This is a genomic window from Streptomyces sp. NBC_00086 (genome assembly GCF_026343255.1).
In the GTDB taxonomy this organism is placed as follows: Bacteria; Actinomycetota; Actinomycetes; order Streptomycetales; family Streptomycetaceae; genus Streptomyces.
In genome coordinates this window covers 2,195,399-2,216,624 of sequence record NZ_JAPELZ010000001.1, presented here as the reverse complement: position 1 = coordinate 2,216,624, position 21,226 = coordinate 2,195,399, and the positions used below count along the sequence as shown (strand labels likewise).

Below are 21,226 nucleotides of genomic sequence, written 5' to 3'. Positions count from 1 at the left end.
GGAGGAGGCGAACCCGTACGGGGTGGCAGAATCAAGAGAGCCGTTCGTACGACACGGCGAAATCCGCGGTGGTGGTCCACGGCGAGAATCCTCCGTCGGCACCTCGCCGCCGAACCCCCTCCTCGACCTAAGGCGCCCCGGTACCCATGCCGCTCACCCTCGCCTCGCTCGTCCAGCACTCGGCGCTCAAACTGAGCGTCCGGGCCGGGGAGGGCCGCCTCGACACCCCCGTCCGCTGGGCCCACGTCAGTGAGCTCGCCGACCCCGTCCCCTACATGGAGGGCGGGGAGCTCCTCCTCATCACCGCGATGAAGCTGGACGCGGAGGACCCCGAGGAGATGCGCCGCTACGTCCGCAGGCTCGCGGCGGCCGGGGTCGTCGGCATCGGCTTCGCCATCGGCGTGAACTACGACGCCGTGCCCGAGGCGCTCGTGGAAGCCGCCACCGCCGAGGACCTGCCGCTGCTGGAGGTACCCCGGCGCACCCCGTTCCTCGCCATCAGCAAGGCCGTCTCCGCCGCCCTCGCCGCCGACCAGTACCGGGCCGTGACCGCGGGCTTCGAGGCGCAGCGCGAGCTGACCCGGGCCGCTCTGTCGGCCGACGGGCCCGCCGAGCTGCTGACGAAGCTGGCGGCGCACGTGCACGGCTGGGCCGCCCTGTACGACACCTCGGGCGCCGTCGTCGCGGCCGCGCCCGACTGGGCCGCGCGCCGGGCCGCCCGGCTCACCCCCGACGTGGAACGGCTGCGGGAGCGGCCCGCCCCGGCCAGCGCCGTGGTCGGCGGCTCCGAGGACCGGGTCGAACTCCAGTCGCTGGGCACCGGGCGGCGGGCCCGCGGAGCCCTCGCGGTCGGTACCGGGGCCCCGCTCGGCACGGCGGAGCGGTACGCCGTCCACTCCGCGGTGGCCCTGCTGACCCTCACCACCGAACGCTCCCGCTCCCTGCACGACGCGGAGTCCCGGCTCGGCGCCGCCGTACTGCGCATGCTGCTCGCCGGCCAGGCGGAGCACGCCCAGGCCGTGGCCGGGGACCTGTACGGGGCCCTGCTCGACGCGCCGTTCCGGATCCTCGTGGCGGAACCGGCCCTGGCGGGCACGGCCCAGCCGGAGGGCCTGGCGCTGCTGGCCGACGCCGTGGAGTCGGCGGCGGCGCGCACGGGGGAGACCCTGCTGGTGGTGCCGGAGCCCGGCCGGCTGGTGGTCCTGGCGGCCGACGGGGGGTCGGCGGTCCAGGCGTGCGCGGAACACGCGGAGGCCCTGGAATCCCGGCGCGGCCGGGAGTCGGGCGAACCGGAGCCGGACGAGCTGGTCCTCGGCCTGTCGGCGCCCGCGGTGGCCTCCGGCGTGGCGGCGGCCTTCAAACAGGCCGACCAGGCCCTGGCCGTGGCCCGGCGGCGCGGCCGCCCCATGGTCGAACACGAGGACATGGCTGCGGGCTCGGTCCTGCCCCTGCTCGCCGACGACGCGGTACGGGCCTTCGCGGACGGCACGCTGCGGGCGCTGCGCGAGCACGACGAGAAGGGCCGGGGCGACCTGGTGGCCTCCCTGCAGGCGTGGCTCTCCCGCCACGGCCAGTGGGACGCGGCGGCGGCCGACCTCGGTGTCCACCGCCACACCCTGCGCTACCGCATGCGCCGCGTGGAGGAGATCCTCGGCCGCTCCCTGGACGACCCGGACGTCCGCATGGAGCTGTGGCTCGCCCTGAAGGCCACCAGTCCTTCCTGACGCGCTCCTCGCACCGCTGCGCGGACTCCGTCCGGCGGTGGCGGGTGCGGGTGGTTCGGCCCTGCGGGGCGGTGTCCCCTACCCGCCCTTCGCCCGTTCCCCGGGCGCTGCCCGGACCCGGTCCTCAAACGCCGGACGGGCTGGAAGATCCAGCCTCGCCGGCGTTTGAGGCGCGGGGTCTGGGGCGGAGCCCCAGGGAACGGGCGAAGGGCGGGTAGGGGACACCGCCCCGCGCAGCGGGGGCCAGCGCGGCGCAGCCGAGCCCCGCCCGCCCCGCGCAGCAGGGCCGCTCGGGGCCCGTACAAGCCCCCGGCAGGGCCCCGCACGGGCGGCGGCCGCCCCGACACTGACAAAGCGGCGCGCCGCGCCACGCACGTACTCCACCCCGGACAAACGCCGAATCCCCGGCGGAGTCCTACGGTGGAGGGGACAAGGACCCACCGCACACACTCCGAAGGGCCGGGATCAGCATGACTTCCACCCACGCCTTCTGGCTCGCCGGCCGCCAGGCCACGGGCGACGACAGCTTCGACGTCCACTCCCCGTGGGACGGCCGCCTCGTAGGTACCGTGAGCGTCCCGACCGACGCCCAGGTCGAAGAGGCCGTGGCCGCCGCGTACGCCGTGACCGCGGAGTTCTCCGCCACCCCGGCCCACGTGCGCGCCGAGGCCCTGGCCCACGTCGCCCGCCGGCTCGCTGAGCGCACCGAGGAGATCGCGCTGCTGATCTCCGCCGAGAACGGCAAGCCGATCAAGTGGGCCCGCGGTGAGGTCGGCCGTGCGGTGTCCGTGTTCCGCTTCGCTTCCGAAGAGGCCCGCCGCTTCAACGGCGGAGAGGCCCAGCGCCTGGACACCGACGCCGGTGGCGTCGGCCGCCTGGCCCTGACCCGCCGCTTCGTCAAGGGTCCGGTCCTGGGCATCGCGCCCTTCAACTTCCCGCTGAACCTGTGCGCCCACAAGGTGGCCCCCGCCATCGCCGTCGGCGCGCCGATCATCCTGAAGCCGGCCCCGGCCACCCCGCTCTCCGGTCTGATCCTCGGCGAGCTGCTCGCCGAGACCGACCTGCCGGCCGGTTCCTGGTCCGTGCTCCCCGTCGCCAACGACAAGATGCCGGAGCTGGTCAAGGACGAGCGCCTGCCCGTCATCTCCTTCACCGGTTCGGACAAGGTCGGCTACGCCATCCAGCAGGCCGTGCCCCACAAGCACTGCACCCTGGAGCTCGGCGGCAACGCCGCGGCCGTGGTCCTGGAGGACTGGTCCTCCGAGGCCGACCTCGACTGGGCCGCGACCCGCATCGCGACCTTCTCGAACTACCAGGCCGGCCAGTCCTGCATCGGCGTGCAGCGCGTGATCGCCGACGCGACGGTCTACGACCGCCTCGTCGAGAAGGTCGTCGCCAAGGTCCGCGAGCAGGTCACCGGCGACCCGAACGACTCCGCCACCGACGTCGGCCCCCTCGTCTCCGAGGACGCCGCCAAGCGGGTCGAGTCCTGGGTCGACGAGGCCGTGTCCGCCGGAGCCAAGCTGCTCACGGGCGGCAAGCGCGAGGGTGCCTCGTACGAGCCCACCGTCGTCGCGGAGGTGCCCGAGGGCGTCACCCTCGCCACCGAGGAGGTCTTCGGACCGGTCCTCACCCTGCGCCGGGTCGAGAACACCGACGAGGCCTTCGCCGCGGTCAACGACTCGAAGTTCGGTCTGCAGGCCGGCGTCTTCACGCGGAACATCCAGACCGCGTTCCGCGCCCACCGCGAGCTGGAGGTCGGCGGCGTGATCGTCGGCGACGTCCCCTCCTACCGCGCCGACCAGATGCCGTACGGCGGCGTCAAGCAGTCCGGTGTGGGCCGCGAGGGCGTGCGCTACGCGATGGACGACTACACCTACGAGCGGGTCCTGGTCCTCAGCGGCCTCGACATCTGACCGAACTCGTACGGCCACCAAGCCGACGGCCGGAGCCTACTGTGCGGGGGCTCCGGCCGTCTCCTTTTGCCGTGGGGTCCACCGGGACCCGTCACCGGGAGCCCCCGGGGCCCCGGCCCACCTGAGCGGCAGGCCGCGGCCGCGGTGTGGCAGGGTCGTGGGCGCCCGGGTGCGCGGCCCCACGCGCCGGGCCGACGATCTCCGGCCGACGAATCGAGTCGCACGTGTCCTACCTGGTCCGCCACCGTCCCGTCGCAGACCCCGCGCTGCGCCTGGTGTGCTTCCCGCACGCCGGAGGCGGCGCGGGCTTCTTCCGCGACTGGCCCCGGCACCTGGATCCTTCGGTCGAAGTCGTGGCAGTGCGCTACCCGGGACGCGAAAGCCGCATCGGCGAACCGCTGATCCCGGCGATGGACGCCCTGTCGCCGCAGATCGCCGGGGAACTCCTGGCCGAGGCTCCCGTGCCCACGGTGCTCCTCGGACACAGCATGGGCGCGGCTGTGGCGTACGAGAGCCTCCTGCGCCTCGAAGCCGCGGGCGCGGACCACGTCACGCGCCTGTGCGTCTCGGGCCGCGGGCTCTCCGCGCCCGCCGGCGTGGTCCGTCCGCGCACCGACGAGGATCTGATCGCGGCCGTCACCTCGCTGGGCGGTCCCCACGCGGCGGTCTGGAACGACCCGGACCTGCGCGAGCTCTTCCTGCCGATCGTGCGCAACGACTTCCACCTGATCGACACCTACCGCCGCCGCGAGGACGCTCCGCCGCTGCGCGCGGACGTCATGGCCCTCACGGGGGACCGCGACCCCCGCGTCACCCCCCTGGCCGCGCAGAAGTGGTCCGCGGTCACCGCCGGCGCTTTCACGTCCCACGTCTTCGACGGCGACCACTTCTACCTCGTCCCCCACGCGGCGCGCGTCGCCCGGCTGGCCGTGGAACGTCACGGCGTCTGAGGCCGTCCCTCTTTCACCCCCGCTTCCCCGCCGCCCGAAACGGGTACGACTCACTGGTAGCACCCACCGGTAAGCACCCCCACTCTCGGCGGCGAGGTGAGCCCCCTCATGTCCGCAACACAGCCCGGCGACAGCGACACCCAGCCCGCACAGCCCGTACGGCCCAAGGTGACCGAGCACGAGGCACGGCAGGTCGCGGAAGCGGCCCGGGAACAGAACTGGCAGCGGCCGAGCTTCGCCAAGGAACTGTTCCTCGGACGGTTCCGGCTCGACCTGATCCACCCCCACCCGCTCCCCGCCGAGGAGGACGTCCGGCGCGGCGAGGCCTTCCTGGCCCGGCTGCGGGAGTTCTGCGAGACCGAGATCGACGGCGCGCGCATCGAGCGCGAGGCGAAGATCCCCGACGAGACCGTGCGGGGGCTGAAGGAGCTCGGCGCGCTCGGCATGAAGATCGACCCGAAGTACGGGGGCCTCGGCCTCACCCAGGTGTACTACAACAAGGCGCTCGCCCTCGTCGGCTCCGTCAGCCCGGCCATCGGCGCCCTGCTCTCCGCCCACCAGTCGATCGGCGTGCCCCAGCCGCTGAAGATGTTCGGCACGCAGGAGCAGAAGGACGCCTACCTGCCGCGCTGCGCGACCACCGCCATCAGCGCCTTCCTCCTCACCGAGCCGGACGTCGGCTCCGACCCGGCCCGCCTGGCCACCACGGCGGTCCCGGACGGGGAGGACGCGTACGTCCTGGACGGCGTGAAGCTCTGGACCACCAACGGGGTCGTCGCCGACCTGCTCGTCGTCATGGCCCGGGTTCCCAAGAGCGAGAACCACCGCGGCGGGATCACCGCCTTCGTCGTCGAGGCCGACTCGCCCGGCATCACCGTCGAGCACCGCAACGCCTTCATGGGCCTGCGCGGCCTGGAGAACGGCGTCACCCGCTTCCACCGGGTCAGGGTCCCCGCGGCCCAGCGCATCGGCGCCGAGGGCGCCGGGCTGAAGATCGCGCTGACCACGCTGAACACCGGCCGGCTGTCGCTGCCCGCCATGTGCGTGGGCGCGGGGAAGTGGTGCCTGAAGATCGCCCGCGAATGGTCCGGCGTACGCGAGCAGTGGGGCCGGCCCGTCGGCCTGCACGAGGCCGTCGGCGCCAAGATCTCCTTCATCGCGGCCACCACCTTCGCCCTGGAGGCCGTGGTCGACCTGGCCTCCCAGATGGCCGACGAGGACCGCAACGACATCCGCATCGAGGCCGCCCTCGCCAAGCTCTACGGCTCCGAGATGGCCTGCCTGATGGCCGACGAGCTGGTCCAGATCCGAGGCGGGCGCGGGTTCGAGACCGCCGAGTCCCTCGCCGCCCGCGGCGAGCGGGCCGTGCCCGCCGAGCAGATGCTCCGCGACCTGCGCATCAACCGGATCTTCGAGGGATCCACCGAGATCATGCACCTGCTGATCGCCCGCGAGGCCGTGGACGCCCACCTGTCGGTGGCCGGCGACCTGATCGACCCGGAGAAGGCGCTGGGCGACAAGGCGAAGGCGGGAGCCCGCGCCGCCGGGTTCTACGCGCGCTGGCTCCCCAAGCTGGCCACCGGGCCCGGCCAGGTCCCCGGCACCTACCGCGCCTTCCACCCGAGCGGTCACCCCGACCTCGCCACCCATCTGCGCTACGTGGAACGAGGGGCGCGCAAACTCGCGCGCATGACGTTCATGGCCATGGCCCGCTGGCAGGGCCGGATGGAGACCAAGCAGGGCTTCCTAGGCCGGATCGTCGACATCGGCGCCGAGCTCTTCGCGATGAGCGCCGCCTGCGTGCGCGCCGAGCACCTGCGGGCCTCCGGCGAGCACGGCCGCGAGGCCTACCAGCTGGCCGACGCCTTCTGCCGGCAGTCCCGGCTCCGCGTGGAGGAGCTCTTCGGGCGGCTCTGGGACAACACCGACGACCTGGACCGCAAGGTGGTGGCCGGGGTCCTGAACGGCACCTACACCTGGCTGGAGGAGGGCGTTTTGGACCCCTCGGGCGACGGCCCGTGGATCGCCGACGCCGCTCCCGGCCCCTCCACCCGCGAAAACGTCCACCGTCCGCTGCGCTGACCTGAAATCATCGCCGCACATCGGACAGATGTACGAGGATGAGTAGGGGTACCGGTACGGGTACTGGTACCCGTACGAGCACAGCGCGAGGCGGACGAGAACGATGCCGACGGCCGAGGAAGACCGCACCAGCCGACGGCTGGCCTGGTGCGTGGCGCACCTGCTGCGCCACGCACCGGACCACGTCGTCACCGACATGATCGGCCGGCTCGACGAGCCCGCCTTCAAGTACCTGTGCCGGGACGAATGGCTGGCGGCCTCGACCGTCACCCTGCTGCTCCGCCACGGAGGCACGGCCGACCGGACCTACGTCGCCCGCAACCCCCGCGTCGTGGGCCGGCCGCTGCCCGGCCTGCCCGGACCCGCCCGGTACGCCCGCCGCCGGACCCCGCAGGAACTCCTGCCGGTGCTCCGCGCCGAGCTCGGCCGGGACCCCGGCGAGGGGCCGCTCACCGCGGCCGAGCTCATCGGCCTGCTGCGCCGGCACGGCCGGCGCGGGCCGCGGGTCCCGCTGGACATCCTGGCGCTCGGCCACAACGCGGACCCGGAGCCGCTGCTCGCCGAACACCTCCGCAGCCCCCTCCCGGCCGGCTCCGTCGAAGCCCTGCTCCTCGTCGGGGACCTGCCCCGGGAGACCGTCCACGGGCTGCTCGCCACCGCGGCGGCGGACGAGCGCTCCTGGCACCGGCCCGCCGTCCGCGCCGTGCGCATGGGCCGGGTCACGCACGAGGAGCTCGTCGCCCACGTGACCCCCGCTCACCGCACCCTGCTGCTCACCGGCCTGACCGGGGCCCGCGGCCTGCGCTGGAGCCTGCCCGAGCGGACGGGGATGCGCACCGCCGTCGCCCGCGCGCTGCGCCCCCTGCGCGACGACCCCCGGCTCTGGGCGGAGCTGCTGCGCCACGCCCCCGCCTTCCCGGGCACCCTGCCGGTCCTGGTGGCCCGGATCGTGCGCGGCACCCTGCAGGAGCCCGCCGAAGGGCCGCCCGTCCCCGGGCTCGCCGAGGCGGTGCGCTCCGTGGCGCCCCGGCCGGCCGAGCCCGTCGCGGGCGTGGACCGCGAACTGGCCCTGGCGAGCCTCGCGGTGCCCATGGAGTCCGTGCAGGAGGACATCCGGTGGGTGCGCGACTGCCTCGCCCGGGGGCTGCTCACCGGCGAGGACGTGATCCGGCACAAGGCGCCCGCCTGCTGGGCCCTGGACGAGGACCACTGGCTGGGCGAGGTGGACCACCCCGACCGACACGAGCCGCCCGCCCCGGTGCTCGCGGCGCGGGCCGAGGCCGACCGGCTGTTCGCGCTGGCCCTCGGCTCCGATCCGGACGCCTGGTGGCGGGTGGCCAGTACCCTCCCGGACTTCGCCGGTACGCTCCCGCACCTTCTCCTTCGGGTCACGGAAGGGGGCTCCGTGTCCGGCCGCCCCTGAGTTGCGGCAACAATGGGTCCATGAGCGACCGCCCATCCCCCCTCGCCGATCCGCACCTCCTCTTCGACCCCGCGGCCGGCCGTCGGGACATCGTCATCCTCGGCTCCACCGGGTCCATCGGGACCCAGGCCATCGACCTGGCCCTGCGCAACCCGGACCGGTTCCGGGTCACGGCCCTGTCCGCCGCCGGCGGCCGGGTCGCGCTGCTGGCCGAGCAGGCCCGGCTGCTGCGCGTGAAGACCGTGGCCGTCGCGCGCGAAGACGTCGTACCGGCCCTCAAGGAGGCGCTGGACGCCGAGTACGGCGCCGGCGAGCCGCTGCCCGAGATCCTGGCCGGACCGGACGCGGCGACCGAGCTCGCCGCCTCCGAGTGCCACACCGTGCTCAACGGCATCACCGGTTCCATCGGGCTCGCGCCCACCCTCGCCGCGCTGAAGGCCGGGCGGACGCTGGCCCTCGCCAACAAGGAGTCGCTGATCGTCGGCGGCCCGCTGGTGAAGGCCCTGGCGAAGCCCGGTCAGATCATCCCGGTCGACTCCGAGCACGCGGCGCTCTTCCAGGCCCTCGCCGCCGGCACCCGCGCCGAGGTGCGCAAGCTCGTGGTGACCGCCTCCGGCGGGCCCTTCCGCGGCCGCACCCGCGCCGAGCTGGCCTCGGTCACGGTGCAGGACGCGCTGGCCCACCCGACCTGGGCGATGGGCCCGGTGATCACCGTGAACTCGGCGACCCTGGTCAACAAGGGGCTGGAGGTCATCGAGGCGCACCTGCTCTACGACATCCCCTTCGAGCGGATCGAGGTCGTGGTCCACCCGCAGTCGTACGTGCACTCCATGGTGGAGTTCACGGACGGCTCCACGCTGGCCCAGGCCACCCCGCCGGACATGCGCGGCCCGATCGCGATCGGTCTCGGCTGGCCCCAGCGGGTCCCGGACGCTTCCACCGCCTTCGACTGGACCAAGGCGTCCACCTGGGAGTTCTTCCCGCTGGACACCGAGGCCTTCCCGGCGGTGGGCCTGGCCCGGCACGTCGGCGCCCTGGGCGGTACCGCGCCCGCAGTGTTCAATGCGGCGAACGAGGAGTGCGTAGGGGCCTTTCTGGCCGGTCGGCTCCCGTTCACAGCAATCATGGATACGGTCTCTGCCGTGGTCGATGAGCACGGAACGCCCGCCCGGGGAACTTCCCTCACGGTCCGGGACGTCCTTGAAGCGGAGACCTGGGCCCGGGCCCGGGCACAGGAGATGGCGGCTCGGGCCGCAATGGAGGCGCGCGCATGACCATCTTGCTCAGCCTGATCGGCATGCTCGTCTTCGTGGTCGGGCTGCTCTTCTCCATCGCCTGGCACGAGCTCGGGCACCTCTCGACGGCCAAGCTCTTCGGCATCCGCGTGCCCCAGTACATGGTCGGCTTCGGCCGGACCATCTGGTCGCGCAAGAAGGGCGACACCGAGTACGGGCTCAAGGCCATCCCGATGGGCGGCTACATCCGCATGATCGGGATGTTCCCGCCCGGCGAGGACGGCAAGGTCACCGCCCGCTCCACGTCGCCGTTCCGCTCGATGATCGAGGACGCGCGCTCGGCGGCGTACGAGGAACTGGAGCCGGGCGACGAGTCGCGGCTCTTCTACACGCGCAAGCCCTGGAAGCGCGTGATCGTGATGTTCGCCGGACCGTTCATGAACCTGGTCCTGGCCATGGCGATCTTCTTCGGCGTGTGGATGACCTTCGGGGTGCAGCAGACGACCACCCAGGTCCAGACCGTCGCCGACTGCGTCCTCAAGCAGAGCGACAAGCGCACGGTCTGCGAGGACGGCGACCCGGTGGCCCCGGGCAAGGCCGCGGGCCTGCACGTCGGCGACAAGATCGTGGCCTTCGACGGCAAGCCGGTCGATGACTGGGGCGCCCTCCAGGAGCACATCCGCAAGACCATCGGACCCGCCACCCTCACCGTCCTGCGCGACGGGCAGAGGATCGACGTCCACCCGAACCTCGTGGAGAACCGCGTCGGCAAGACGGACGGCCGCGGCGGCTTCGTCAAGGGCGAGTTCGTGTCGGCCGGGTACCTCGGTGTCAGCGCGAGGTCCGTGATCGCGCCGCTCACCTTCACCCAGTCCGCGGAGCACGTCGTGGAGGTCGTCGAGGCCAGCGTGCAGGGCCTGGCCAACCTCCCGGGCAAGATCCCGGGACTGTGGAACGCCGTCTTCAACGGCGGCGAGCGGGAGGCCGACTCCCCGATGGGCCTCCTCGGCGCGGCGCGGATCAGCGCCGACATCGCGACCCTGGACATCCCGAAGGAGGAGCGGGCGTCGTTCCTGCTGGGCGTCCTCGGCTACTTCAACCTCTCCCTCTTCCTCTTCAACATGCTGCCCCTGCTGCCCCTGGACGGCGGGCACATCGCCGGCGCCCTGTGGGAATCGGTGCGGCGCGCCTTCGCGCGGGTCTTCCGGCGCGCGGACCCGGGCCCCTTCGACGTGGCCAGGCTGATGCCCGCCGCGTACGTGGTGGCCGCCGTCTTCGTCTGCTTCACGCTGCTGGTGCTGGCCGCGGACGTGGTGAACCCCATCAGGATCACCTGACCGCGAACGCCCGGATCACCTGACCGAACGTCCGGACCTCACCCGGCCGAACGACCGGCGCGGGATCTCACGGCGCCTCGTACATCATCCGCGCGGGAGCCGGGCACTCATCGTGCCCGGCTCCCTACGTTCGGGTGGCGCACCACCGGCGATGCGCGGGTGGCGTGCCGGTTGGCGTAATCTCGGACGTTGGAGCCCGCCGATCCCCGGCACCTATATCCACACCTTGGGGTTGCACAGCAGATGACTGCCATCTCTCTCGGAATGCCGGCCGTGCCGACGAAGCTCGCCGACCGCAGGGTCAGCCGCAAGATCCAGGTCGGCTCGGTGGCCGTCGGCGGCGACGCACAAATCTCCGTGCAGTCGATGACGACCACCAGGACCTCCGACATCGGGGCCACGCTCCAGCAGATCGCGGAGCTGACCGCTTCCGGCTGTGACATCGTCCGCGTGGCCTGCCCGACGCAGGACGACGCCGACGCGCTCGCCGTGATCGCGAAGAAGTCGAACATCCCGGTCATCGCCGACATCCACTTCCAGCCGAAGTACGTGTTCGCCGCGATCGACGCCGGCTGCGCCGCCGTCCGCGTGAACCCCGGCAACATCAAGCAGTTCGACGACAAGGTCAAGGAGATCGCGCGCGCCGCCAAGGACGCCGGTACCCCGATCCGGATCGGCGTCAACGCCGGCTCGCTCGACGCACGACTGCTGAAGAAGTACGGCAAGGCCACGCCCGAGGCGCTGGTCGAGTCCGCGCTCTGGGAAGCCTCCCTCTTCGAGGAGCACGGCTTCAGCGACATCAAGATCTCGGTCAAGCACAACGACCCGGTGGTCATGGTCAACGCCTACCGCCAGCTGGCCGCCCAGTGCACCTACCCGCTGCACCTCGGCGTCACCGAGGCCGGTCCGGCGTTCCAGGGCACGATCAAGTCCGCCGTCGCCTTCGGCGCGCTGCTCTCCGAGGGCATCGGCGACACGATCCGCGTCTCGCTGTCGGCCCCGCCGGTGGAGGAGATCAAGGTCGGCATCCAGATCCTGGAGTCGCTGAACCTCAAGCCGCGCCGCCTGGAGATCGTCTCCTGCCCGTCCTGCGGGCGCGCTCAGGTGGACGTCTACAAGCTGGCCGAGGAGGTCACGGCGGGCCTGGAGGGCATGGAGGTCCCGCTGCGCGTCGCGGTCATGGGCTGCGTCGTCAACGGCCCCGGCGAGGCCCGTGAGGCCGACCTGGGCGTCGCCTCCGGCAACGGCAAGGGCCAGATCTTCGTCAAGGGCGAGGTCATCAAGACCGTCCCCGAGTCGAAGATCGTCGAGACCCTCATCGAAGAGGCGATGAAGATCGCCGAGCAGATGGAGAAGGACGGCGTGATGTCGGGCGAGCCGACGGTCGCCATCGGCGTCTAGGCCACAGCTCCCCGCAGGGAAGCGCGCAGCTCCGCTGGACGAACGACGACGGGCCCGAACCGCAGGTGCGGTTGCGGGCCCGTCGGCATGTCGAGCCCTCGGCGCGCGGCCCCCGTACGTGCGCCCGTGGGCCTGTGCGTCCTCGGCGAGCGGGCCCCTCGCGGGCCCGCCACCGGGCGGAACCGGCCAGGGAGGCCTCCAAGGGGCCTCGGGGGGCCTCGGGGGCATCTCGGAGCCGGTCCGGGTACAGTGCGGAGATCAGCAGACTTGCATGGTGAGGCCCCAGTGTTGACGCAGACCACCACCCGGGTCCTTGAGCCCCGTGACCTTGAGGCCGCGCTCGACATCCTCGGCCGCGAGCCGGTCCAGAACGCCTTCGTCACCTCCCGGGTCCAGATCGCCGGGCTCGACCCGTGGCGCCTGGGCGGCGAGATGTGGGGCTGGTACGCCGACGGAGAGCTCCGCTCGCTCTGCTACGCCGGCGCCAACCTGGTGCCCGTCTGCGCCGAACCCGACGCGGTACGGGCCTTCGCCGACCGCGCCCGCCGCACCGGACGCCGCTGCTCCTCCATCGTCGGCCCCGCCGAGGCCACCGGGCTGCTCTGGCAGCTCCTGGAGCCGAGCTGGGGCCCGGCCCGCGACGTCCGCTCCTGCCAGCCCCTGATGGTCATGGAGCAGCCGTCCACCGCGGTGACCGCCGACCCCCGGGTCCGCCGGATCCGCAAGGACGAGATGGACCTGATCATGCCCGCCTGCGTGGCCATGTTCACCGAGGAGGTCGGGATCTCCCCGATGACCGGCGACGGCGGCCTGCTCTACCAGGCCCGGGTGGCCGAGCTGGTCGCCGGCGGCCGTTCCTTCGCCCGCGTCCAGGACGGCAAGGTCGTCTTCAAGGCCGAGATCGGCGCCGCGACCTCCCGCGCCTGCCAGATCCAGGGCGTCTGGGTGGCCCCCGAGTTCCGCGGCCGCGGGCACTCCGAAACCGGGATGGCCGCCGTCGTCGCGTACGCCCTGCGGGACGTGGCCCCCGTGGTCAGCCTCTACGTCAACGACTTCAACACCGCCGCGCGCGCCTCCTACCACCGGGTCGGCTTCCGCGAGGTCGGCGCGTTCATGAGCGTGCTGTTCTGAGCGGACCGCCGCTCGGCAGTACAGCCGCACCGCCGCTCCTCCGCACAGCCGTCCCTCCGCTCCGGGCGCGCCGATGCGAGAGTCCTGTTCCGATCTTCCTGTTCGACTCCGCGGTCGGCCAGTAAGGTCGCCGCATGATGCCAACCCCCGCGGGAGACGACCCCGGCCGGCCCGCCGGACTGCGCATCGGGCCCCTCGACCTCGCCGCCCGGGTCGACGAGGCCCTGAGCGTGCAGGCCATGGCCTTCGGGCTCAGCGAGGAGGAGGTGGGCATCCGGCGCTACATCGTCCAGCGCCACATGACCTGCCGGGGCGCCCGCGCGCTCGGCGCCTTCACCGAGGACGGCGAGCTCGCCGGGTTCGTCTACGGCATGCCCAACGACCGCACGCACTGGTGGTCCGGAATCGTCGAGCCCTACCTGCGGACCGGCGGCCACGAGGGCTGGCTCGACGGCTCCTTCGTGATCACCGAACTCCACGTGCACCCCGGGTTCCAGGGCAAGGGCGTCGGCCGCGCCCTCATCACCCGGATCACCGACACCGCCGCCGAGGAGCGCTCGATCCTCTCCGCGATCGACATCGACAGCCCCGCCCGCGGCCTCTACCACTCCCTCGGCTACACGGACCTCGCCCGCCAGGTCCTCTTCCCGAGCGCGAGCCTCCCGTACGCCGTCATGGGCGCCCCGCTGCCGCTGCGCAGACCCTGACCCCGTAGGCCCGGAAAGCGTTTCCGCGCGGCTCCGCGCCCCCGATAGCCTCCCGTCATGTCAACGCAACACGTGCAGCGCATGTCCCGCCTCATGGCCAAGACCCTCCGCGAGGACCCCGCCGACGCGGAAACCCTCAGCCACCGCCTGCTGGTCCGGGCCGGCTACGTCCGGCGCAGCTCCGCCGGGGTCTGGAGCTGGCTGCCGCTCGGCAAGCGGGTCCTGGACAACGTCTCGCGCATCGTCCGCGAGGAGATGGACGGGATCGGGGCGCAGGAAGTACTGCTCCCTGCGCTGCTGCCGAAGGAGCCGTACGAGGTCAGCGGGCGCTGGTCGGAGTACGGTGACCTGCTCTTCCGGCTCAAGGACCGCAAGGGCGCGGACTACCTGCTCGGCCCCACCCACGAGGAGATCTTCACCCTCGTGGTCAAGGACCAGTGCACGTCCTACAAGGACCTGCCGGTCATGCTGTACCAGATCCAGACCAAGTACCGGGACGAGGCGCGGCCCCGCTCGGGCGTCCTGCGCGGCCGCGAGTTCCAGATGAAGGACTCGTACTCCTTCGACGTGTCCGACGAGGGCCTGGCGGAGTCCTACCGGCTCCACCGCGAGGCCTACGTACGCATCTTCGAGCGCCTGGGCCTCGACCACCGGGTGGTGTCGGCGGTCTCGGGCGCGATGGGCGGCTCGGCGTCGGAGGAGTTCCTGGCCCCGGCCCCGGCAGGCGAGGACACCTTCGCGGACTGCCCCTCCTGCGGCTACGCGGCCAACACGGAGGCCGTGACCTTCGCCTTGGCCCCGGCCGAGGGGGAGCACGGCCCGCTGGAGGAGATCCCGACCCCCGACACCCCCACCATCGAGACCCTGGCGGCGCACCTGGGCGTCCCCGCCTCCGCGACGCTGAAGAACCTCCTGGTCAAGGTCGACGGAGAGATCACCGCCGTCGGCGTACCGGGCGACCGCGAGGTCGACCTCGGCAAGCTCGGCGAGCACCTGGCCCCGGCGGTCGTGGAGCTGGTGACGGCGGAGGACTTCACCGGCCGGCCCGATCTCGTACGCGGCTACGTGGGCCCGCAGGGCCTGGAGAAGGTCCGCTACCTCGCCGACCCCCGCATCGCGCCGGGCACCTGCTGGGTGACGGGGGCCAACAAGGCCGACACGCACGCCCGGAACGTGGTCTGCGGGCGGGACTTCGAGGTGGACCAGTACCTGGACGTGGTCGTCGTCGAGGAGGGGGACCCCTGCCCCGCCTGCGGGGCCGGGCTCCGCCTGGACCGGGCGATCGAGATCGGGCACATCTTCCAGCTCGGCCGGAAGTACGCGGACGCCTTCGGGCTCGACGTCCTCGGCAAGGAGGGCAAGCCGGTCCGGGTCACGATGGGCTCGTACGGGATCGGCGTCTCCCGTGCGGTGGCGGCGCTGGCCGAGCAGACGGCGGACGAGCGGGGTCTGTGCTGGCCGGCGGCGGTGGCCCCGGCGGACGTCCACGTCGTGGCGGCGGGCAAGGCGGTGCCGCTCGCCCTCGCGGAGTCTGCGGCGCAGTCCCTGGCCGGGGCAGGTCTGCGGATCCTCTTGGACGACCGGCCGGGCCTGTCACCCGGGGTGAAGCTCACCGACGCGGAGCTGATCGGGGTCCCGTGGATCCTGGTCGCGGGCCGCCGCTCCGCGGACGGCGTGGTGGAACTCCAGGACCGCCGCTCCGGCGCCCGCGAGGAACTCCCCCTGACGGAGGCCCTGTCCCGCCTGACCGCGCCCGCGTAGCCCTGCGGGGCGGAGTTCCCCTACCCGCCCTTCGCCCGTTCCCCGGGCGTTGCCCGGACCCCCTGGGGCTCCGCCCCAGACCCCGCGCCTCAAACGCCGGCGAGGCTGAGATGGCGCTCCGCGCCATCCAGCCCGCACCGGCCGAATCCAGTTCGCGCCGGCGAGCATTCAGCCCTCCGGCGTTTGAGGAGCGGGGGTCCGGGGGCTGGCCCCCGGGAACGGTGGAAGGGCGGGTGGGGGACGGCTCCGCGCAGCGCCTACCCGCGCACGTCCGGCTCCGCCGGGGGCGGCGGCGGGGACCCGTCCAGGCAGGGCTCCGCGACCGCCCCGGGGCCGAGCCCCGCATCGGTGTCCGCAGGCGCCACCGCCGGAGCGGGGCCCGCGATGCCCGGGGGCGGCGGCGCCGGAGCGGGGGCCGCGGTAGCCGGGGGCGGAGGAGCCGCAGGCGGCGGCGCCGTGGGCGCAGGGGCAGCGCGTTCCAGGAAGCGGAGGAGTTCCACCGGGAACGGGAGGACGAGGGTGGAGTTCTTCTCCGCGGCGACGGCGACGACCGTCTGGAGCAGGCGCAGCTGAAGCGCCGCCGGCTGCTCCGACATGACCTCCGCCGCCTCCGCCAGCTTCTTCGAGGCCTGGAGCTCCGCGTCCGCGTTGATGATCCGCGCCCGCCGCTCCCGGTCGGCCTCCGCCTGCCGCGCCATCGACCGCTTCATCGTCTCGGGCAAGGACACGTCCTTGATCTCCACCCGGTCGATCTGGACGCCCCAGCCCACCGCCGGACTGTCGATCATCAGCTCCAGGCCCTGGTTGAGCTGCTCCCGGTTGGACAGCAGATCGTCCAGGTCGGACTTGCCGATGATCGACCGCAGCGAGGTCTGCGCCATCTGCGAGACGGCGAAGCGGTAGTCCTCGACCTCGATGATCGCGCTGGCCGCGTCCACCACCTTGAAGTACACGACCGCGTCCACCCGCACCGTGACGTTGTCCCGGGTGATGCCCTCCTGGGCGGGCACCGGCATCGTCACGATCTGCATGTTGACCTTGCGCAGCCGGTCGAAGCCCGGGACCACGAAGGTGAAGCCCGGGCCCCGGACGCCGTCGCGCAGCCGGCCGAGGCGGAAGACCACGCCCCGCTCGTACTGCTTCACCACCCGGGAGGCGGCGCCCAGGTAGGCCACGATCCCGACGCCCGCGACGGCGCCGGCTGTCAGCAGTTCCTCGACCATGACGGCCTCCTGCTCCTGCCGGGCAGCACTCTCCCCACAGGGGTTATGCCCTACAACCAGCCCGCGAACTCCAGCAGCAGCTCCGCGTCCCGCCGCCGGCCGGCGGCCAGTGCCCGGTTGCCCGATTCGACGGCCCGGAACAGCGTCCAGCCCCGCAGCCGGTCCCGGTCCACCTCCAGGGCGTCGGCCAGCTTGTTCACCCGTCGCCGGGCGCCCGCGGCCCCCGCCGAGGAGGCCATCTGGTCCTCCAGCCGGTCCCGTACCAGCCGCGCCAGGTCGTAGGCCCGCTCGCCGACCATCGGGTCCGGGCCCACCGCCAGCCACGGAGCCCGCTCACCGGAGAGGACCTTGCCCTGCCGGAAGGCTCCGTGCAGCAGCAGTTCCTCGGCCGGCGCCGCCGTCAGCTCCTCGCGGGCCGCCAGCGCCGCCGAGGCCAGCTCCGCCGCCTCCGGGGGAGCCTTGCGGAGCTCCTCGGCCTGCTCGGCGGTCCGCTCGGCGACGGTCTCCCAGCCGTGCCCCTGCGCCGGGGCCACCCACAGTCTGCGCAGCGTGCCGCAGGCCTCCAGCAGCGCCTTCGCCTCCGGCAGCGAGCGCAGCGAGACCTCCGGGTGCAGCCGCTCCAGCAGCAGCGCCCCGTCCTCCTCGTGATGGCGGGTGTCGAGGACCCGTACCGCCCCGAAGCCGCCCCAGTGCGCCAGCGCGGCCAGCTCACGGTCGGGCCGGAGCCCCGGCGGGGCCAGCTTCAGCGCGGCCGGGGTTCCGTCGGCGTAGTGGACGAGGACGACCAGGCTGCTGCGGCCGCCGGGGGCCTGCACCCGCTGGGCGTGCACCCCGCGCCGGGCCAGCGCCCCCTCCGCCAGCCGGGGCAGCTGCCCCAGCCAGTCCGAGACGTGCGCCGATTCCGGCAGCTCGCCGAGCGCCCGTAGGAGCCGCTGCGGCGGTTCGAAAGCCATGCGTGCGTGGTCCCTTTCAGCTGTGCCCGGGCTCGTCGCGCATGGTTGCGCGTCAGGCCGTCCCTCTCGGATCCTGCGGGCCTGACCGGCAAGATCCCCAAGAGACGACCTAGGCCGGCGGTGTGTCCGCGCGTTCCGTGAGCCCAGGGAAGGCTACGCCGACACCACGCCAGCGTGCCGCGCGCACGGCCGCGGCGGTGAGCGCGTCAGCCGCCTCGCGGCGCAACCGGCCCTCGGCTGCGCGCACCAGATCGGAGTACGCGCCCGCCACCCGGTCCTCGATCCCGGCGGCCAGCCGCTCGGCGTCGGCGGGCGTGCGGACGGTGAACGGCAGGGTGTACGCGGCCTCCGACGGGCGGGGGGAACCGCCCAGCTCACGCACGGTACGGGCGAGCGCGTCGCGGCGCGCGAGGTGGCCTCCGTACGCCTCACGGGCCTCTGCGGAGCGGGCGGCCGAGGTCCGGGCCCCGATGACGCCGTAGCCGTACGCGGCCGCGTGCTCGGCGGCGAGCGCGGCCTGCGCGGCCTCCAGGACCCGGCCGGCGGGGGAGGGGGTGGAGGTCACGAGGAGGCTCCCGGGTTCGAGGTCAGCAGGTACGCGTGCACGTGGCCGCACGCCGCCACCGAGGCGAGCATCCGGGCCAGCTCTCCGGGGGCGCCGGCCAGGGAGATCGTCCGGGCCTCGGCCAGGCTCCGCTCGGCGCCCGCGAGGGCGGTCAGCGCGTCGGCGGGCGCCGGGGGGACGGGCACGGCGCCGGGAGGGGGCGGCGCGGCGGCCGCGGCGCCGGACGGGACGGAGGAGGGGGAGGAGGCCGCGGAGGGGCTCGCGGAGCGGGAGGGCGGCGAGGCCGCCGGGGACCCGTCGTCGGCGAGGGCCGCCGCGTGCGCCGCGACCGAGGCGCGCAGCGGTGCGAGGCGCTGCGCGAGGGCCGGATGCGCCGCGGTCGTCGCGTCGTAACGTTCCAGCAGTCGCTCGCTCTCACGAACGGCCGTCTCGCGCATCCGCCGTTCGAGTGGAACCTCGGGGGTCGCGGCGGGCGGCCCGCCATCGGAGCAACCGCTGAGCAGCGCGGCTCCGGCGATGCCCGCGGCACCGGCGAGCAGGCCTCTTCGCGACGGCAGGATCACGGGCACGGAGACGTCCTAAGGGTGATGGCCGGCAGGGCGTGATCACGGTACCCGGGGCCCCGTCCACAGCGCGGACGGCAACACCCTCCGCGACCGGATACCCTTTGACCTGACGCACGACGGAAATCACAACAGCACACGCGGCCGAGGAGTCACCCGGATGAGCACCACCCAGAGCGACAGGCTGCGCGCATTGCTGGAGCCGCTCGTCGCCGCCAAGGGCCTGGACCTCGAAGAGATCGAGACGTCCAAGGCGGGCAAGCGCCGGATGCTGCGCATCATCGTGGACTCCGACGAAGGCGTGGAGCTGGACGCGTGCGCCGAGCTGAGCCGCGAGGTCTCGGACCTGCTGGACGAGACCGACGCGATGGGCGAGGACGAGTACGTCCTCGAAGTGAGCTCGCCGGGCGCCGACCGCCCGCTGACCGAGCACCGTCACTACATCCGGGCGATCGGCCGGCTCGTGAAGTTCCAGACGTCGGACGGCGGGGAAGTGATCGCCCGCATCCTCGACGTCGACGACGAGGGCATGGACCTCGAAGTCCCGGGCGTGAAGGGCCGCAAGGCGACCGCCCGCCGCATCGTGTTCACCGACATCGCCAAGGCGCGTGTCGAGATCGAGTTCAACCGCAAGGACAAGAAGGAAGAGGAGGCGTAGTCGTGGACATCGACATGAGTGCCCTACGGGGTCTGGTCCGGGAGAAGGAGATTTCCTTCGACCTGCTCGTCGAAGCGATCGAGTCGGCCCTCCTCATCGCGTACCACCGCACCGAGGGAAGCTTCCGGCGCGCACGCGTCGTGCTCGACCGCACCAACGGTCACGTGATCGTGTGGGCGACCGAGGACCCGAGGGACCTGGAAGAGGGCCAGGAGGCCAAGGAGTTCGACGACACCCCGTCGGACTTCGGCCGCATCGCCGCGACGACCGCCAAGCAGGTGATCCTCCAGCGTCTGCGCGACGCCGAGGACGACCTGACCTTCGGCGAGTTCCTGGGCCGCGAGGGTGATGTCATCACCGGCGTGGTGCAGCAGGGCAAGGACCCGAAGAACGTCCTCGTCGACATCGGCAAGATGGAGGCCATGCTGCCGGTGCAGGAGCAGGTCCCCGGCGAGGAGTACACGCACGGACTGCGCCTGAAGTCGTACGTCGTGCGGGTGGCGAAGGGTGTCCGCGGTCCGTCCGTGACCCTGTCGCGCACCCACCCGAACCTGGTGAAGAAGCTGTTCTCGCTCGAGGTCCCGGAGATCGCCGACGGCAGCGTCGAGATCTGCGCGATCGCCCGTGAGGCCGGTCACCGCACCAAGATCGCCGTCCGCGCCAACCGCTCCGGCCTCAACCCGAAGGGCGCCTGCATCGGCCCGATGGGCAGCCGCGTGCGCAACGTGATGGCCGAGCTGCACGGCGAGAAGATCGACATCGTCGACTGGTCGGACGACCCGGCGGAGATGGTCGCCAACGCCCTGTCACCCGCCCGGGTGAGCAAGGTCGAGGTCGTGGACTGGGACACCCGGTCCGCGCGGGTGACCGTGCCCGACTACCAGCTGTCGCTGGCCATCGGCAAGGAGGGCCAGAACGCCCGCCTCGCCGCCCGCCTGACCGGCTGGCGCATCGACATCCGTCCCGACACCGAGCAGCCCTCGGACGGGGACGACCGCGACCGGGGCGACCGCGGCGAGCGCCGCGACGACCGGGGTGACCGGGGCGACGACCGCCGCGACGACCGCCGGGACGACCGGCGCGACGACCGCCGCGGGGAATAAAACCGCTACCGCCCGGAGCTCTCCGGGCGGTACACAAGAACGGCAGGGGCGACAAGAGCCCTGCTCAACGTGCACGGCTGTCCGCCGCCGAGGTTTCAGCGGCCGGACCCGGCACCAGTGATCACGACAACATCCGTTCGATTTTTCGCCCGAAGGGGTGAGGTCGGTGCGGGGAGGTAGACTTAAGCGTGTCTGGCCGGACGCAAGCCCGCGCATGCCCCGAACGCACCTGTGTGGGGTGTCGGGAGCGAGCGGCCAAGAGCGATCTGCTGCGCATCGTGGCGGTCGGTGACAAATGTGTCTCCGATCCTCGCGGTACGCTGCCCGGCCGGGGTGCCTACGTGCACCCCGCCGTGGTCTGCCTCGACCAGGCTGTCCGCCGCAGGGCGTTCTCCCGGGCTTTCAAGTCCGCAGGACCGTTCGACACGGCGGAACTGCACGTAGCCGTGGCCGATGAGGCCGAGGCGACACCGTAAGCAAGTAGTACGGCACGG

General features: G+C 72.9%; 18 protein-coding genes. 14 read left to right on the top strand and 4 right to left on the bottom strand.

Going from position 1 to position 21,226, the window contains the following annotated elements; translation table 11 throughout:
• The first annotated feature begins 146 nt into the window (after positions 1-146).
• The 11 genes from OG276_RS09605 to OG276_RS09555 all read left to right on the top strand — a co-directional run bounded on the left by OG276_RS09605 (position 147) and on the right by OG276_RS09555 (position 15,667).
• Complete coding sequence (locus OG276_RS09605) at positions 147-1,724, top strand: PucR family transcriptional regulator (protein WP_266904044.1); 1,578 nt, start codon at positions 147-149, stop codon at positions 1,722-1,724.
• A 470-nt stretch (positions 1,725-2,194) separates the two neighbouring features.
• On the top strand, positions 2,195-3,640 hold the full coding sequence (locus OG276_RS09600) for an aldehyde dehydrogenase family protein (RefSeq protein ID WP_266904043.1): 1,446 nt from the start codon (positions 2,195-2,197) through the stop codon (positions 3,638-3,640).
• A 224-nt stretch (positions 3,641-3,864) separates the two neighbouring features.
• Complete coding sequence (locus tag OG276_RS09595; protein ID WP_266904042.1) at positions 3,865-4,590, top strand: thioesterase II family protein; 726 nt, start codon at positions 3,865-3,867, stop codon at positions 4,588-4,590.
• 108 nt (positions 4,591-4,698) lie between these two features.
• On the top strand, positions 4,699-6,672 hold the full coding sequence (locus OG276_RS09590) for an acyl-CoA dehydrogenase family protein (RefSeq protein ID WP_266904041.1): 1,974 nt from the start codon (positions 4,699-4,701) through the stop codon (positions 6,670-6,672).
• Between the two features lie 103 nt (positions 6,673-6,775).
• Positions 6,776-8,095: a hypothetical protein gene (locus OG276_RS09585; protein ID WP_266904040.1), complete on the top strand. Its 1,320-nt coding sequence runs from the start codon at positions 6,776-6,778 to the stop codon at positions 8,093-8,095.
• Positions 8,096-8,115: 20 nt separating this feature from the next.
• Positions 8,116-9,369, top strand: a complete 1,254-nt coding sequence (dxr, locus tag OG276_RS09580; RefSeq protein WP_266904039.1) for a 1-deoxy-D-xylulose-5-phosphate reductoisomerase — start codon at positions 8,116-8,118, stop codon at positions 9,367-9,369.
• Positions 9,366-10,667 (top strand): RIP metalloprotease, encoded by a 1,302-nt coding sequence (locus OG276_RS09575; RefSeq protein ID WP_266904038.1) that lies wholly within the window; start codon positions 9,366-9,368, stop codon positions 10,665-10,667. Before dxr ends, OG276_RS09575 begins: the two co-directional genes overlap by 4 nt.
• Positions 10,668-10,910: 243 nt before the next feature.
• Entirely contained in the window at positions 10,911-12,068 is a 1,158-nt protein-coding gene (gene ispG / locus OG276_RS09570; RefSeq protein ID WP_243337575.1) for a flavodoxin-dependent (E)-4-hydroxy-3-methylbut-2-enyl-diphosphate synthase, read from the top strand.
• 285 nt (positions 12,069-12,353) lie between these two features.
• On the top strand, positions 12,354-13,199 hold the full coding sequence (locus tag OG276_RS09565; protein WP_266904037.1) for a GNAT family N-acetyltransferase: 846 nt from the start codon (positions 12,354-12,356) through the stop codon (positions 13,197-13,199).
• Positions 13,200-13,336: 137 nt separating this feature from the next.
• Positions 13,337-13,906: an N-acetyltransferase gene (locus OG276_RS09560; RefSeq protein ID WP_266912649.1), complete on the top strand. Its 570-nt coding sequence runs from the start codon at positions 13,337-13,339 to the stop codon at positions 13,904-13,906.
• A gap of 57 nt (positions 13,907-13,963) precedes the next feature.
• Positions 13,964-15,667, top strand: a complete 1,704-nt coding sequence (locus OG276_RS09555) for a proline--tRNA ligase (protein ID WP_266904036.1) — start codon at positions 13,964-13,966, stop codon at positions 15,665-15,667.
• 257 nt (positions 15,668-15,924) lie between these two features.
• Here OG276_RS09555 and OG276_RS09550 read toward each other — a convergent pair whose 3' ends face one another.
• The 4 genes from OG276_RS09550 to OG276_RS09535 all read right to left on the bottom strand — a co-directional run bounded on the left by OG276_RS09550 (position 15,925) and on the right by OG276_RS09535 (position 18,977).
• Complete coding sequence (locus OG276_RS09550) at positions 15,925-16,890, bottom strand: slipin family protein (protein ID WP_266904035.1); 966 nt, start codon at positions 16,888-16,890, stop codon at positions 15,925-15,927.
• Between the two features lie 50 nt (positions 16,891-16,940).
• Complete coding sequence (locus OG276_RS09545) at positions 16,941-17,843, bottom strand: aminoglycoside phosphotransferase family protein (protein WP_266904034.1); 903 nt, start codon at positions 17,841-17,843, stop codon at positions 16,941-16,943.
• A gap of 109 nt (positions 17,844-17,952) precedes the next feature.
• Entirely contained in the window at positions 17,953-18,408 is a 456-nt protein-coding gene (locus tag OG276_RS09540; protein ID WP_266904033.1) for a ferritin-like domain-containing protein, read from the bottom strand.
• Positions 18,405-18,977: a hypothetical protein gene (locus OG276_RS09535; RefSeq protein ID WP_266904031.1), complete on the bottom strand. Its 573-nt coding sequence runs from the start codon at positions 18,975-18,977 to the stop codon at positions 18,405-18,407. The genes OG276_RS09540 and OG276_RS09535 overlap by 4 nt, the downstream gene beginning before the upstream one ends.
• 154 nt (positions 18,978-19,131) lie before the next feature.
• Here OG276_RS09535 and rimP point away from each other — a divergent pair, with 154 nt between their 5' ends.
• The 3 genes from rimP (at position 19,132) to OG276_RS09520 (ending at position 21,208) form a co-directional block, all read left to right on the top strand.
• Complete coding sequence (gene rimP, locus OG276_RS09530; protein ID WP_266904030.1) at positions 19,132-19,629, top strand: ribosome maturation factor RimP; 498 nt, start codon at positions 19,132-19,134, stop codon at positions 19,627-19,629.
• A 2-nt stretch (positions 19,630-19,631) separates the two neighbouring features.
• On the top strand, positions 19,632-20,732 hold the full coding sequence (gene nusA, locus OG276_RS09525; RefSeq protein WP_266904029.1) for a transcription termination factor NusA: 1,101 nt from the start codon (positions 19,632-19,634) through the stop codon (positions 20,730-20,732).
• A 188-nt stretch (positions 20,733-20,920) separates the two neighbouring features.
• The gene (locus OG276_RS09520; protein ID WP_266904028.1) at positions 20,921-21,208 is read left to right on the top strand and encodes a YlxR family protein; all 288 of its coding nucleotides are present in this window, start codon (positions 20,921-20,923) and stop codon (positions 21,206-21,208) included.
• Positions 21,209-21,226: the final 18 nt, after the last annotated feature.

Excerpts from the sequence above, each read along its gene's own strand:
- OG276_RS09550 (WP_266904035.1), bottom strand. The coding sequence starts at position 16,890 with ATGGTCGAGGAACTGCTGACAGCCGGCGCCGTCGCGGGCGTCGGGATC.
- dxr (WP_266904039.1), top strand. The coding sequence starts at position 8,116 with ATGAGCGACCGCCCATCCCCCCTCGCCGATCCGCACCTCCTCTTCGAC.
- ispG (WP_243337575.1), top strand. The coding sequence starts at position 10,911 with ATGACTGCCATCTCTCTCGGAATGCCGGCCGTGCCGACGAAGCTCGCC.
- OG276_RS09600 (WP_266904043.1), top strand. The coding sequence starts at position 2,195 with ATGACTTCCACCCACGCCTTCTGGCTCGCCGGCCGCCAGGCCACGGGC.
- OG276_RS09585 (WP_266904040.1), top strand. The coding sequence starts at position 6,776 with ATGCCGACGGCCGAGGAAGACCGCACCAGCCGACGGCTGGCCTGGTGC.
- rimP (WP_266904030.1), top strand. The coding sequence starts at position 19,132 with ATGAGCACCACCCAGAGCGACAGGCTGCGCGCATTGCTGGAGCCGCTC.
- OG276_RS09590 (WP_266904041.1), top strand. The coding sequence starts at position 4,699 with ATGTCCGCAACACAGCCCGGCGACAGCGACACCCAGCCCGCACAGCCC.
- OG276_RS09575 (WP_266904038.1), top strand. The coding sequence starts at position 9,366 with ATGACCATCTTGCTCAGCCTGATCGGCATGCTCGTCTTCGTGGTCGGG.
- OG276_RS09555 (WP_266904036.1), top strand. The coding sequence starts at position 13,964 with ATGTCAACGCAACACGTGCAGCGCATGTCCCGCCTCATGGCCAAGACC.
- OG276_RS09560 (WP_266912649.1), top strand. The coding sequence starts at position 13,337 with ATGCCAACCCCCGCGGGAGACGACCCCGGCCGGCCCGCCGGACTGCGC.
- OG276_RS09605 (WP_266904044.1), top strand. The coding sequence starts at position 147 with ATGCCGCTCACCCTCGCCTCGCTCGTCCAGCACTCGGCGCTCAAACTG.
- OG276_RS09545 (WP_266904034.1), bottom strand. The coding sequence starts at position 17,843 with ATGGCTTTCGAACCGCCGCAGCGGCTCCTACGGGCGCTCGGCGAGCTG.